13 protein-coding genes are annotated in these 12,743 nt (G+C 63.0%); 6 read left to right on the top strand and 7 right to left on the bottom strand.

Annotated elements, in window-relative coordinates:
• Positions 1-578: 578 nt before the first annotated feature.
• Positions 579-1,373 (bottom strand): DUF1223 domain-containing protein, encoded by a 795-nt coding sequence (locus ACWGTO_RS14980; protein ID WP_454575596.1) that lies wholly within the window; start codon positions 1,371-1,373, stop codon positions 579-581.
• 347 nt (positions 1,374-1,720) lie between these two features.
• The gene (gene acnA, locus ACWGTO_RS14975; protein ID WP_454575595.1) at positions 1,721-4,411 is read right to left on the bottom strand and encodes an aconitate hydratase AcnA; all 2,691 of its coding nucleotides are present in this window, start codon (positions 4,409-4,411) and stop codon (positions 1,721-1,723) included.
• A gap of 285 nt (positions 4,412-4,696) precedes the next feature.
• Between acnA and ccmA the strand changes: the two genes are divergently transcribed.
• From ccmA to ACWGTO_RS14955, 4 genes are all read left to right on the top strand, one after another.
• On the top strand, positions 4,697-5,299 hold the full coding sequence (gene ccmA / locus ACWGTO_RS14970; protein WP_454575594.1) for a heme ABC exporter ATP-binding protein CcmA: 603 nt from the start codon (positions 4,697-4,699) through the stop codon (positions 5,297-5,299).
• Positions 5,300-5,528: 229 nt separating this feature from the next.
• Positions 5,529-6,194: a heme exporter protein CcmB gene (gene ccmB / locus ACWGTO_RS14965; RefSeq protein WP_454575593.1), complete on the top strand. Its 666-nt coding sequence runs from the start codon at positions 5,529-5,531 to the stop codon at positions 6,192-6,194.
• Between the two features lie 105 nt (positions 6,195-6,299).
• Complete coding sequence (ccmD, locus tag ACWGTO_RS14960) at positions 6,300-6,479, top strand: heme exporter protein CcmD (protein WP_454575592.1); 180 nt, start codon at positions 6,300-6,302, stop codon at positions 6,477-6,479.
• Positions 6,476-7,057, top strand: coding sequence for a DsbE family thiol:disulfide interchange protein (locus ACWGTO_RS14955; RefSeq protein ID WP_454575591.1), 582 nt, complete (start codon positions 6,476-6,478; stop codon positions 7,055-7,057). Before ccmD ends, ACWGTO_RS14955 begins: the two co-directional genes overlap by 4 nt.
• Before the next feature lie 42 nt (positions 7,058-7,099).
• Here the strand turns inward: ACWGTO_RS14955 and ACWGTO_RS14950 are convergent, their stop codons facing one another.
• A complete protein-coding gene (locus ACWGTO_RS14950) occupies positions 7,100-7,267 on the bottom strand; it encodes a hypothetical protein (protein WP_142867213.1) in 168 nt (55 codons plus the stop codon).
• Between the two features lie 286 nt (positions 7,268-7,553).
• Here ACWGTO_RS14950 and ACWGTO_RS14945 point away from each other — a divergent pair, with 286 nt between their 5' ends.
• Positions 7,554-8,474: an SMP-30/gluconolactonase/LRE family protein gene (locus ACWGTO_RS14945; RefSeq protein ID WP_454575590.1), complete on the top strand. Its 921-nt coding sequence runs from the start codon at positions 7,554-7,556 to the stop codon at positions 8,472-8,474.
• Positions 8,475-8,654: 180 nt separating this feature from the next.
• Positions 8,655-8,861 carry a tautomerase family protein gene (locus ACWGTO_RS14940; RefSeq protein WP_013892236.1) on the top strand — a complete coding sequence of 69 codons (207 nt, stop codon included), beginning with the start codon at positions 8,655-8,657 and terminating at the stop codon, positions 8,859-8,861.
• A gap of 44 nt (positions 8,862-8,905) precedes the next feature.
• Here the strand turns inward: ACWGTO_RS14940 and ACWGTO_RS14935 are convergent, their stop codons facing one another.
• The 4 genes from ACWGTO_RS14935 to ftsY form a co-directional block, all read right to left on the bottom strand.
• On the bottom strand, positions 8,906-9,439 hold the full coding sequence (locus ACWGTO_RS14935) for an NADPH-dependent FMN reductase (protein WP_454575589.1): 534 nt from the start codon (positions 9,437-9,439) through the stop codon (positions 8,906-8,908).
• Positions 9,440-9,471: 32 nt separating this feature from the next.
• Positions 9,472-10,092 (bottom strand): pyridoxamine 5'-phosphate oxidase family protein, encoded by a 621-nt coding sequence (locus ACWGTO_RS14930; protein ID WP_454575588.1) that lies wholly within the window; start codon positions 10,090-10,092, stop codon positions 9,472-9,474.
• 68 nt (positions 10,093-10,160) lie between these two features.
• Positions 10,161-10,832, bottom strand: a complete 672-nt coding sequence (locus tag ACWGTO_RS14925; protein WP_142867208.1) for a septation protein A — start codon at positions 10,830-10,832, stop codon at positions 10,161-10,163.
• A gap of 60 nt (positions 10,833-10,892) precedes the next feature.
• Positions 10,893-12,734, bottom strand: a complete 1,842-nt coding sequence (ftsY, locus tag ACWGTO_RS14920) for a signal recognition particle-docking protein FtsY (RefSeq protein ID WP_454575587.1) — start codon at positions 12,732-12,734, stop codon at positions 10,893-10,895.
• Positions 12,735-12,743 lie beyond the last annotated feature (9 nt).

The raw sequence follows: 12,743 nt of genomic DNA, 5'->3' as shown, positions 1-12,743 counted from the left end.
TGGCGTGTTCGCGGTGGAATTGCAAGACCCGGCTAACCATCCCGGGGCTGCGCTGTTTTCGCAACGTCCAGTCACTTTTGTAAGACGTCGTGTTTGAATTGGTGATGCTTCGCCACATTCCTGCCTTATTTTATCCGCGCTCATGCCCCAATGTCCGACGAATTTACCGGCGTTGCCTGAGACGGTTCGGTCCGGCACCGGCTCGTAAACCCCAAGCCCCCCGCCCACGGGTCTGCGTCGGATCGAACCAACCTCGGACTTTCCCCAGGGAAAGGCCGGGTGCGACGATCCCAAAACCTAAATGACCGACGTCAGAAGCAAGCTGACGTCGGTTTTTTGTTGCGCGGCTTCGTCATCCTAGGGCGGAGCGCCGCAAAGCGGCGCGCAGACCCTAGGATCCATGCCGTGAAACTTGCCGTAGAATGATACGATCCAGAAGAGAGATCGGCGACGCTAGCGCTCCGGTACTGGGATTTGCACCCTCGGATAGCACGTGGGTCACGGCATGGATCCTAGGGTCTGCGCAGCGTCGCTTCGCTCCTTGCTCCGCCCTAGGATGACGAAGGCTAGCGGTGCTCTCACGGCTTGTGAATAAACGCGGCGCCCAAAATCGGGCCGGGCAGGCCGTCCTTGCCGACCGATTGCAGCAGCACCGCGCAGCCGCCTTTCTTGGCGATCTCGGTCATCGGCAATTCGTAGCGCTGCGCCTTGCCGTGCCACATGCCGGCGGTCTGGATGCCGGAGACGGCGTTCCAGTAGGTCATCGAGCGGCCGGTGTTCTCGCCCTTGGCGATGGCAACCGTCTGCGGCGGTTCGAAATAGACGATGACGACATGGGCGTCGGTCGGGCCGCTGCCGGCATCGCCGGCATCTATCATGACGCGGTCGCTGGTGCGGCTGACCTTGATCGAGACCCGCATGCCGTCGCCGGACTTCTCCATGCGGGCAAGCGCACCGTCGACTTCCTTGCGGCTGGCGCCGTTGACATGGCTGCGGCCATTGATGACGGCTTGCGGCGTGTAGACGGAGCGGGTGCCGAAGGCGCGCATATAGTCATATTGCCGGTCGGTGTTGTCCTTGCTGCTCAGCGTGTCCTGCCAGCCGAGATAGTCCCAGTAATTGACGTGATAGGCGAGCGCGACGACGTTGTCCTTGGCGGCCAGCTCGGCAAAGAAAGCGTCGGCCGGCGGACAGGAATTGCAGCCCTGGCTGGTGAACAGCTCGACGACGCCCAAAGGCCTGTCAATCTGGGGCTTGTCGGTCTGCGGCTTTTCTGCCTGGGTGGCGCCGGTCTCCTCGGCAAAGCCGCTCCCGGCAAGCGCCGAGAAGGCCAGCGCGAAAGCCGCAAGCCGTAGGGGTTGTCGAGGTGTCATGGTCGTTCCGATTCCCGCCGGTGACGCCGGCCTTGTTCTGGTTGCCCAGATTTGTGGCAGAAGCGACAGTCAACGGGAAGTCACGTTGCGGTGAAATTTTTACTGCCGCAACCGTGGGTATGGCCGCTGCTGGCGGAGCACTTCACCGCCCGGTTCGATCGGGAGCATGGCGGCAGGAGATTGCGGCAGATCTTGCTGAGCCCAGCAGGTTTTTACTGCGGGCAGACAGGGCGGAACTTCCGTCCGACCGGCCGATGCTTCGGAAAGACTAGGCAGTAGGGCAGTAGGGCAGTAGGCCGGCCTCCTTGCCCTACTCCTACTGCCCTGCTGCCCGTATTCCCTTCCTGCTACGCAGCCAGATCGCGCAGCACGTATTGCAGGATGCCGCCGTTCTTGAAGTAGTCGAGTTCGTCCAGCGTATCGATGCGGCAGATGATCGGCACGTTCTTCACCGTGCCGTCGCCATAGGTGACCTTGGCGATCATGGTCTGGCGCGGCTTGATTGCGCTCAGGCCATCGATCTCGACCATTTCGTCACCCTTGAGGTTGAGGGAAGCCCATGAGGTACCTTCCTCGAAGACGAAGGGGATGACGCCCATGCCGACCAGGTTCGAGCGGTGGATGCGCTCGAAGGACTGAGCGATGACCGCGCGGACACCGAGAAGGTTGGTGCCCTTGGCCGCCCAGTCGCGCGAGGAGCCGTTGCCGTATTCGACACCCGCGAAGATGACCAGCGGCACACCTTCCTTCTTGTACTCCATCGCCGCGTCGTAAATCGATTCCTCTTCTTTCGACGGGTAGTGGATGGTGTAGCCGCCCTCGCGGCCGTTCTCGCCCAGCATGTGGTTGCGGATGCGGATGTTGGCGAAGGTGCCGCGCATCATCACCTCATGATTGCCGCGCCGCGTACCGTACTGGTTGAAGTCGGCGACGCCGACGCCATGGTCTGTGAGGTACTTGCCGGCCGGCGACGCCGCCTTGATCGAACCCGCCGGGGAGATGTGGTCGGTGGTGATCTTGTCGCCGAAGAGGCCAAGCACGCGCGCGCCCTTGATGTCGCCGATCTTGCCGAAACCGGCCGTCATGCCGGCGAAATAGGGCGGGTTCTGCACATAGGTCGAATTGTCGTCCCAGGCATAGGTCTGGCCTTCCGGCGCCTTGACGTTCTGCCAGTACTCGTCGCCCTTGAAGACGTCGGCATATTTGCGGGCGAAAAGCTCACGGGTGACGTTCTTCTCGATGAACTCCTGGATCTCGGCCGAGCTCGGCCAGATATCCTTCAAGTAGACCGGCTTTCCGTCGCGGCCTTCGCCGAGCGGTTCTGTGGTGAGGTCCTTGGTAACCGTGCCGGCCAGCGCATGTGCGACGACCAGCGGCGGCGAAGCCAGATAGTTGGCCTGCACGTCAGGCGAGACGCGGCCTTCGAAATTGCGATTGCCGGAAAGCACCGCGGCCGCGATCAGGCCCTTGTCATTGATGGTCTTGGAGATCGGCGCCGGCAGCGGGCCGGAATTGCCGATGCAGGTGGTGCAGCCGAAACCGACCAGGTTGAAGCCGATCTGGTCGAGCTCCTTCTGCAGGCCGGACTTTTCGAGATATTCGGCGACCACCTGGCTGCCCGGCGCCAGCGAGGTCTTCACCCAGGGCTTCTGCTTGAGGCCGACGCGGTTGGCGTTGCGCGCCAAGAGGCCGGCGCCGATCAGCACGCTCGGGTTGGAGGTGTTGGTGCAGGAGGTGATGGCGGCGATGACGACGTCGCCATGGCCGAGATCATGCTCGGTGCCTTCGACGGCATAGCGCTTGGAGATTTCGGCGGCCTTCTTGTATTCGGTTTCCATCGCCTTGGCGAAACCGGCCGGAATGCCTTCCAGCGCAACGCGGCCTTCGGGACGCTTGGGGCCGGCCATCGACGGCACGACTTCGCTGAGTTCAAGCTCGAGCAAATCGGTGAAGACCGGGTCGCCCGAACCTGCATCACGCCACATGCCCTGCGCCTTCGAATAGGCCTCGACCAAGGCGATGCGATTTTCCTCGCGGCCGGACATTGTGAGGTAGCGGATGGTCTCGCCATCGACCGGGAAGAAGCCGCAGGTGGCGCCATATTCGGGCGCCATGTTGCCGATGGTGGCGCGGTCGGCCAGCGTCATGTTGGACAGGCCGGGGCCGAAGAACTCAACGAATTTGCCGACGACGCCCTTCTTGCGCAGCATCTGGGTGACGGTGAGCACGAGGTCGGTGGCGGTGACACCTTCTTTCAACTTGCCGGTGAGGCGGAAGCCGATCACTTCGGGCAACAGCATGGAGACCGGCTGGCCGAGCATCGCCGCCTCGGCCTCGATGCCGCCGACGCCCCAGCCGAGCACGCCAAGCCCATTGATCATGGTGGTGTGCGAATCGGTGCCGACGCAGGTGTCGGGATAGGCGGTGGTTTCGCCGTCCTCGGTGTTGGTCCACACGACCTGGCCGAGATATTCGAGATTGACCTGGTGGCAGATGCCGGTGCCGGGCGGCACGACGCGGAAGTTGCGGAACGCCTGCTGGCCCCATTTCAGGAATTTGTAGCGCTCTTCGTTGCGCTCATACTCGAGCTCGACATTCCTAGCGAAGGCCATCGGCGTGCCGAATTCGTCGACGATGACCGAGTGGTCGATGACGAGGTCGACCGGCACCAGCGGGTTGATCTTCTGCGGATCGCCGCCGAGCGCCTTGAGGCCGTCGCGCATCGCCGCCAGATCGACCACCGCCGGAACACCGGTGAAATCCTGCATCAGGACGCGGGCCGGGCGATAGGCGATCTCGACGCCGGCCGTGCCCTTGTCGGTCAGCCAGCCAGCAACCGCCTGGATCGATTCCTTGGTGACGGAGCGGCCGTCTTCGTTGCGCAAAAGGTTTTCCAGCAGCACCTTCATCGAATAGGGCAGCTGGGCAATGCCGGTGAGGCCGTTCTTCTCGGCCTCGACCAGATTGTAATAGACATAGTCCGCGCCACCCACGGTGAGGGTGCGGCGGCAATTGAAACTGTCGAGGGATTTTGACACGTGCGGTCCGTCCTTGTCTGTTCAGCCTGAAAGGGAACGGACGCCGATGGGCATGCAATCACGCGCAAAGGTGCGGGTACGGCCATTTCCGCTGTCCGCTCCCAAGCAACCCGAGCCGTTCAAGGCGGCGCGTGCGCTGGTTCGGCGCAAATTCTGTTCCCGTGCCGACCGCTGGCACGGATGACCCGCATATAGAGAATTTTCTGGAATAGTTCTAGACAGGCGACAGGCAATTTTGTGCGATGCGGCAGCTGTCGCGCGGTAAAGTTTTCGGGACGGGCAGGCATGCGGCTGATTGCCGATAATCTGGGCGGCGAACGGGGCGGCGAGACGGTCTTTTCCGGCATCGGTTTTGCGCTCGAGAAGGGCCAGGCGCTGGTCGTCACCGGACCCAACGGATCAGGCAAATCGACGCTGCTCAGGGTCATCGCCGGGCTGCTGCCGAAAGCGGAAGGCGATGTGCGCATCGAAGGCGGCGGCGAGACGTTTCCGACGATCGCTTCGGCCTGCCACTATCTCGGCCATCTCAATGCAATGAAGACGGCGCTGAGCGTGGCGGAGAATTTGCGTTTCTGGCGCGATTTCAACGGCGATGGCCATTTGGGTGTCGAAGAGGCGCTGGAAACGGTCGGGCTGGGCGGTATCGGTCATCTGCCGTTCGGCTATCTGTCGACCGGGCAAAGGCGGCGGTCGGCGATTGCGAAGCTTTTGGTCAGCCATAGGCCCTTGTGGCTTCTGGACGAGCCTACGGCCGGGCTGGACAAGGCTTCGGAGGCGCGGTTTGCGGGGTTGATGGCGAAGCACTGCGCGGAGGGTGGCATTGTCGTTGCGGCGACTCATCTGCCACTGGGGATTGAAGGAACCGGTGAACTGAGGATGGGGGGGTGATGTTGGCGCTCCGTCACACCCCCCTCTGGCCTGCCGGCCATCTCCCCCGCAAGGGGGGAGATCGGATGCCGCGTCGGCTTTTGCCAATCACCAACGGTGAAGGAAAGGTGCCTTCAAGGACGCTGCCAATCTCCCCCCTTGCGGGGGAGATGTCCGGCAGGACAGAGGGGGGTGTGAAGGAACACTACGATCGAAGAGATGGCGATCCAGCCGCAGAGGCGTCTCGCCGATGCTAGCCCTCTTCCTCCGCGATATCCGCCTCTCCATCCGCGCCGGCGGCGGCGCGTTGACGGGCGTCATCTTTTTCCTCGCCGTCATTGCCACCATCCCCTTCGGTGTCGGCCCCGACCTCAAGCTGCTCGCCCGCATCGGTCCGGCGATTCTTTGGATCGGCGCGCTGCTCGCCTGTCTGCTCGGTCTCGACCGGCTGTTCCAGGCCGACCGCGAGGACGGTTCGCTCGATCTCTTGGTGCTCGGCAACGACCGCCACATGCTGGCGCTGACGGTGCTGGTGAAATGCCTGGCGCATTGGGCGGGCAGCGTTCTGCCGTTGGTGGTCGCCGCGCCCTTGCTCGGCCTGTTCATGAACATGGAACCGCTCAGCATCGGCGCCACCTCGCTGACGCTGCTCACCGGCACGCCGGCCATCACTTTCATCGGCGCGGTCGGTGCGGCGGTGGCGGTGGCGCTGCCGCGCGGCGGGCTGCTGATCTCGGTGCTGGTGCTGCCGCTGACCATTCCGGTGCTGATCTTCGGGGTGTCGGCCAGTTACGGCGCGGTGGCCGATCCCGATCCCTTCGTGCAGCCCTTCCTCATTCTTGCCGCGCTGACGCTGTTTCTTGCCGTGCTCGGCCCGGTGGCGGCAGCGCTGGCGCTGCGGCATGGAACGGATTGATGTGGCCGCTGCGGCGCCGCAGCCAATTGCGAAGCCGAAGCTGCAAAGCTATGGGAAGGCCAAGATCGAACATGGCGAAGCGACAGCGAAAGGGAAGCGACTAGCATGAGCGCACATGCCCTTTATGTCACAGCTGCCTATGGCATCACGGCGGTCGTGCTGGCCGGACTGATCGGCTGGATCCTGCTCGACCAGCGCGGGCGCAAGCGCGAACTGGCGGAACTCGAGGCGGCCGGCGTGCGGCGGCGTTCGGACAAGGCCAGCACTGGGGCCGGCAAACCATGATCACGGAAAGCGAAACGCCGGCGCCGCCGCGCCGCCGCCTGATCGTGCTGTTGCCGCTGCTGGTTTTCCTCGGCCTTGCCGGATTGTTCCTGTTGCAGCTTTTGTCGGGACGCGAGGAGGCGGAAGTGCCGTCGGCGTTGATCGGCCTGCCTGCGCCGCAGACCAACCTGCCGGCACTGGAGGGGTCAAACCTGCCTGGGCTGGATTCGAAAGCGTTCGCCGGCAAGGTGACGTTGGTCAACGTGTTTGCATCGTGGTGCGCACCGTGCCGGGAAGAACATCCGGTGCTGCTGGCGCTGTCGCAGGACAAGCGCTTCACGCTTGCTGCACTGAACTACAAGGACGAGCCGCAAAACGCGCGCCGGTTCCTCGGCGATCTCGGCAATCCGTTCCAGGCGATCGGTGTCGACGAAGCCGGCCGCACCGCGATCGACTGGGGTGTTTACGGCGTGCCGGAAACCTTCGTCATCGGCAAGGATGGCAAGATCGCCTACAAGCATGTCGGGCCGCTGACGGAAGAGTCAGCGCAGACGGTGCTGATGCCTGAAATTGAGAAGGCGCTCGCGGCACCGGGCTGACGGCCGCCTCGCTTCGTACGCGGGGCCGTCAGGTCGTTAAGCTCAGCCGTAGATCTGCTTGTGGACCTGATAGAGCATTTCCGAGCGATCGGCGCGCAGGTCGGCGAGGTCGCGACCGGAAAGGTTCTCGATTTCGGCGACGAGGCGGTTGTAGTGCTTGCGCTTGGCAATCGAGGTGCGAGCGCGGGTCATGAGACTGTCGAAGATCATAGCAAGGGTCCTTTCGTGCCGCATATCGCGGCGAATTTGTTCCTCCCTTGACTGTACGCAGCATGACATAGGAATGGTGCAATGCAAAAACGAGATGTTGCAATGCACCATTGCACAGGACGCATAGCCGGTTAATGCAGCGCTAACAGCGCCATGCCCTGCCGGACAGGCTGGCGAGCCAATGCTGGCGGCGTGTCTTTTGTCTTACAAATTGCACACGCGCCATCTTGCCTTCTCGCTTACAGGCTGGCTTGATCCACGCGTTGCGTGATGCCCGGAGGAAAGCATGGCTGCTGCAGATTATTACGAAATTCTCGATTCGCGATTCGCGCGCCTGTTCAACGGCAACGCGCAGGTGGAAAAGCTGTTCACCGGATGTCAGTGGGCGGAAGGACCTGCCTGGTTCGCTGCCGGCCGCTATGTCGTCTGGTCCGACATCCCCAACAACCGCATGCTGCGCTACGACGAAACCGACGGCAATGTCAGCGTGTTCCGTCAGCCCTCCGGCAATTCCAACGGCAACACCGTCGACCGGCAGGGCCGGCTGGTGACGTGCGAGCACTCCGGCCGCCGCGTCAGCCGCACCGAGCATGACGGCTCCGTCACCACCATCGCGGCCAAATGGAAAGGCAAGCGGCTGAATTCGCCCAATGACGTCGTGGTGCGCTCGGACGGCTCGATCTGGTTCACCGATCCGAGCTACGGCATCGACAGCGATTATGAGGGCGACAAGGCCGAAAGCGAGATCGGCGCCTGTTATGTCTACCGCGTCGATCCCGACAGCGGCGAGGTCGAGGCCGTTATCACCGACATGGTCCGACCGAACGGGCTTGCCTTCTCACTCGATGAAAGCCAGCTCTATGTCGTCGACACCGGCCGCACGCATGGCGCGCAAAACCCGGCGCATATGCGGGTCTTCAACATCGGCAAGGGCGGCAAGAAGGTGTCGGGCGGCAAGGTGTTCGCCGACTGCACGGCCGGCCTGTTCGACGGCTTCCGGCTCGACGAGGCCGGCCGCATCTGGACCAGTGCCGCCGATGGCATCCATTGCTACGATCCCGACGGCACGCTGATCGGCAAGGTCAAGGTGCCGGAAGTGACCGCCAATTGCGTGTTCGGCGGCAACAAGCTGAATTGCCTCTACATCGCCGGCACGACGTCGCTCTACATGGTGCGGCTGATGGTGAACGGGGCCAAGACCTATTGAGCGAGACTGCTTGGAAATTCTACTCTGGCGGCCATCTGATGGCGTTTTCTGCGCTTCCGGTGCTCACGGACCAAATGTCCGCTGCGCTCCGGTTCTCGAAACCACCATCATATGACTCACCAGAGCGAATTTCGAAGCAGTCTCTCGGCGCGGTCTGTAGAAAATGAAGGGGAGGACGTCATGCCATTCGTCAACATCCGCATCGTCAAGGAAGTGATCGCCGCTGATCCGGCGGGCAAGAAGGCTGACATCGCCAAGAAGGTCACGGCGGCCATCATGGATGCCACCGGGCTCGGCAATGACGATGTCTGGGTGGTGTTCGAAGAGGTCAACGCGCGCGATTGGTATGTCGGCAAGACCGATGTCGAGACGTTGCGGAAGGGGTAAGGCCCGCCTTCCTTCTCCTACAAGGGAAGAAGGGGAGGGCTCCCTCACCGCCTGCGTATAAAACCCGCAAAGGCCTCCACGGCGGCGCGCATCGCCAGCAGATTGTCCGATCCCGCCAGGATGGCTTCCATCTCCGGCGGTTTCCTGCCGAGCAAGGCAATCTCCAATACAGCGCCCTCGCAGAGCGCGAACGACATGGTCCGCATGATCTCAGCCAGCGCGGCGCGGGCATAGAGCGAGCGCGCGGAGGCATGCACCAGCATGGCCGGCTTGCCGACGGCGGCGTCGCGCGAGACCAGCCAGTCGAGTGCGTTCTTCATGCCGCCGGGCACGCCATGCGCATATTCGGGGCAGGAGACGATGACACCGTCGGCGCTGGTGACGGCATCGATCAGCCGTGTCGCTTCACGCGGCGTGCGCTCGCCTTCGTCGTCGGGATTGAAGATCGGCAGCTGGCCGAGCCCGTCATAGAGGCTGACGCGGCAGCCGGATGGCGCATTGTGCGCCAGAGCCGCGAGCAACGCCGAATTGGTCGAGGCGGCACGCAGACTGCCGGAGATGGCGAGGAACTCGATCAAGGGGAAACCGGGTGGACGAATCGTGCTCCACTCTACCACATGGTCTGGCGGTAGGCCTCGTCGAGCGAGCGGTCGAATTCGCCGGCAGTTTCGGAAAGCGTCATCTGGTCGGATAGAATCTGGCCAAGCGTCGGCAACGTCGCGCGGTCATACCAGCTGTCCGGCTTCCACAATTGCGAACGCATGAAGGCCTTGGCGCAGTGCATGTAGGCGGCCTTGACGCTCACCATGACGATGCTTTGCGGTTGCTTGCCATCGACGGCAAGGCGTTCGCGCAACGCCGCATCGGTGGTGATGCGGGCGTCGCCATTGACGCGCAGCGTTTCGTTCATGCCCGGGATGAGGAAGAGCAGCCCGACCGACGGGTTGCGCAGTATGTTTTCCAGCGTGTCGAGCCGGTTGTTGCCAGGCCGGTCGGGTATGGCGATGGTCTTGTCGTCAAGGACGAGGGCGAAGCCGGGCTTGTCGCCTTTCGGCGTCACGTCGGCATTGCCGGCGCCGTCGGAAGATCCGATCAGCACGAAGGGGCTCTTGCCGATGAAGGAGCGGCAATGGCCGTCGAGCGCCCTGAGCTCCTTGCGTATGGGAGGGTCGGTCGGCCGCGGCGTCTTGTAGATCGTCCTCAGCTCGTCGTGCGTGGTGACGAATTCCATCGCCGTCTCCGTTTATTCTGGACGCAATTCCGGATGGAAAACCGTTTCACGCTTTTCCTGGAATTGCTCTATTTGCCAGCTTTCTCCGCATTCTCGGTCTTGTCATCCAGCGAATGGCGCAGGATCAGCGGCATCTGGCTGAAGGTGAACAAAAGCGTGATCGGCATGATGCCCCAGACCTTGAAGGTAACCCAGAAGTCCGTGGAAAAATTCCGCCACACGACTTCATTGGCAAGAGCCAGGAACAGGAAGAACAGGCCCCAGCGAAAGGTCAGCTTGCGCCAGCCTTCGGCATCGAGGCGAAAGGCCGAATCGAAGACATAGCCGAGCAGCGAGCGGCCGAAGTAGAGGCCGCCGAGCAGCACGCCGCCGAACAGTGTGTTGACGATGGTCGGCTTCATCTTGATGAAGACGTCGTCCTGCAGATAGAGCGTCAGCGCGCCGAAGATGAAGACAACAACGCCGGAGACCATCGGCATGATCGGCAAGGTGCGCATCAACAGCCAGGACGCGATCAGCGCGATTGCGGTCGCGGCCATGAAAAGGCCGGTGGCGACGAAGATCGGCCCACCGAATTCGGCAAGCACTGGAAATTTCTCTACCAGCCAGGCGCCGCGCGCATTGGCAAAGAAGAACACCATCAGCGGCCCGAGCTCCAGCACCAGCTTGAGCAGCGGATTGACGCTTTCTTTCTTCTTCTGTGGGTCGGACGGGTCGCGTTCGAGGATGGGAGGGTTCATGACTTCCTTCTGACGCATGATCTTGTCCAAAAAGCCTGCAGCTCTTCGGGATCGTGTCTTTTACGCTACGCCCGCGATCGCCCTGGCGAATTCGCTTGCCGAGAAAGGTTCGAGGTCGTCGACCTGTTCGCCGACGCCGATGAAATAGACCGGCAATTTGTGCTTTGCCGCGATCGCCACCAGAATACCGCCACGCGCCGTGCCGTCCAGCTTGGTCATCACCAGGCCGTTGACGCCGGCGACATTGCGGAAGATCTCGACCTGGTTGAGCGCATTCTGGCCGGTGGTGGCGTCGACCGTCTGCAGCACGGTGTGCGGCGCTTCCGGATCGAGCTTGCCCAGCACGCGCACTATCTTTTCCAGCTCGGCCATAAGTTCGGTCTTGTTCTGCAGTCGGCCGGCAGTGTCGATGATCAGCACATCGGAGCCGGCTTCCTTCGCCTTCTCGAACGCATCGTAGGCGAGGCCCGCGGCATCGGCGCCGATCTTGGATGCGATGACCGGCGATTTCGTCCGCTCGCCCCAGATCTTCAGCTGCTCGATCGCGGCAGCGCGAAACGTGTCGCCGGCGGCCAGCATCACCGACAGGCCGCCATCGGTCAGTTTTGCCGCCAGCTTGCCGATGGTCGTGGTCTTGCCGGTGCCGTTGACGCCGACCACCAGGATGACATGCGGCTTGTGCGAGAGGTCGAGCTCCAGCGGCATGGCGACATGGGTCAGCACCTTTTCCACCTCGGCCGCCATCACGGCGCGCACTTCCGTGTCCGAGACATCCTTGCCGTAGCGGCTGGAGGCCAGCGCATCGGTGACGCGCAGCGCCGTCTCCAGGCCGAGATCGGCGCGGATCAGCACGTCCTCCAGATCCTGCAGCGTCTCCTCATCCAGCTTGCGCTTGGTGAAGACGCCGGCAATGTTGCCGGTGAGCTCGCGCGACGACCGCGCCAGCCCGTCGCGCATGCGCTGGAACCAGGAACGCCGCGGCGCCGGCTCCGGCGCTTTGGCCGGTTCAGCCTTCTGCTCGACCTTTTTGGTGACGGTTACCTTGCCGGCGGCGGGCGGCGGTGGGATGGGCTGCGGCTCGGGCGCAATTTCAGCAAGGATAGGTTGCGGCTCAACCGGAGCCGGTTGGCGAATGGGTGGAACAATTTCAGCTGCGGGGGCTTCAACCGCTGCTGCTGATCCTTTCGCAGGATCGCGCTGCCCCTCACCCTTACCCTCTCCCCGCAAGGGGCGGGGAGAGGGGCGCGTCAGCGTTGCGGCTTCTTCTTCGATATTTGCAGGGGGAGGCGCGGAGTTCGATTCAGCTCCCTTCTCCCCGTCACTATACGGGGAGAAGGTGCCGGCAGGCGGATGAGGGGCAGGGCTGACCTCTGATGTTGCAGGTGCCGCCGGTGGTGGCACCTCGACCGGTGCAGGCGCTTCGGCCGGAACCTCAACAGGCGCCGGTACCTCGACAGGGGCAGGTTCAGGCTGCTCCTGCGGGCGTGACGGCTCGACCTCGGGCTCGGCGGGTGCAGGCACCTCTTGCGGTTTTGGCCTGGGTATCGGTTTTGGCTCGGGCTGAGCCGGTGGCGGCACTTCCTCAGGCGCCGGCGGTTCAGCTGGCGTCTCAGGTGCGGGCTCTTCTTCCGGCGCGGGTGCCGGCAGAGGTTCGGGCTCCGAGGGAACGACCGGTTCCGGTGTTGGCGGAATGATTGGGGCAGGTTCGGGTGTTGGCTCCTCGGGCGTCGGTTGGACCGCCGCTTCAGGCTCGTCGCGCTCCGGAACGACCTGCTCAGCCGCCGGCTTCAGCGCCTCAAGCGCGTCCCATTTGATTGGCGGCAGCGGGGCGGTCTCGTCGACCTTCTCCTCGACGACTTCCTTCTTGCCGAACGAAAATACCTTCTTGAAAAAACCGGCCATGCTTCAATC

The organism is Mesorhizobium sp. PL10 (genome assembly GCF_053714315.1).
This window is presented reverse-complemented; position numbering and strand designations above follow the sequence as displayed.

Bases quoted from the DNA above. Each gene is read 5' to 3' on its own strand.
- ACWGTO_RS14980 (WP_454575596.1), bottom strand. From the start codon at position 1,373: ATGACACCTCGACAACCCCTACGGCTTGCGGCTTTCGCGCTGGCCTTC.
- ccmA (WP_454575594.1), top strand. From the start codon at position 4,697: ATGCGGCTGATTGCCGATAATCTGGGCGGCGAACGGGGCGGCGAGACG.
- ccmB (WP_454575593.1), top strand. From the start codon at position 5,529: ATGCTAGCCCTCTTCCTCCGCGATATCCGCCTCTCCATCCGCGCCGGC.
- ccmD (WP_454575592.1), top strand. From the start codon at position 6,300: ATGAGCGCACATGCCCTTTATGTCACAGCTGCCTATGGCATCACGGCG.
- ACWGTO_RS14955 (WP_454575591.1), top strand. From the start codon at position 6,476: ATGATCACGGAAAGCGAAACGCCGGCGCCGCCGCGCCGCCGCCTGATC.
- ACWGTO_RS14950 (WP_142867213.1), bottom strand. From the start codon at position 7,267: ATGATCTTCGACAGTCTCATGACCCGCGCTCGCACCTCGATTGCCAAG.
- ACWGTO_RS14945 (WP_454575590.1), top strand. From the start codon at position 7,554: ATGGCTGCTGCAGATTATTACGAAATTCTCGATTCGCGATTCGCGCGC.
- ACWGTO_RS14940 (WP_013892236.1), top strand. From the start codon at position 8,655: ATGCCATTCGTCAACATCCGCATCGTCAAGGAAGTGATCGCCGCTGAT.
- ACWGTO_RS14930 (WP_454575588.1), bottom strand. From the start codon at position 10,092: ATGGAATTCGTCACCACGCACGACGAGCTGAGGACGATCTACAAGACG.
- ACWGTO_RS14925 (WP_142867208.1), bottom strand. From the start codon at position 10,832: ATGAACCCTCCCATCCTCGAACGCGACCCGTCCGACCCACAGAAGAAG.
- ftsY (WP_454575587.1), bottom strand. From the start codon at position 12,734: ATGGCCGGTTTTTTCAAGAAGGTATTTTCGTTCGGCAAGAAGGAAGTC.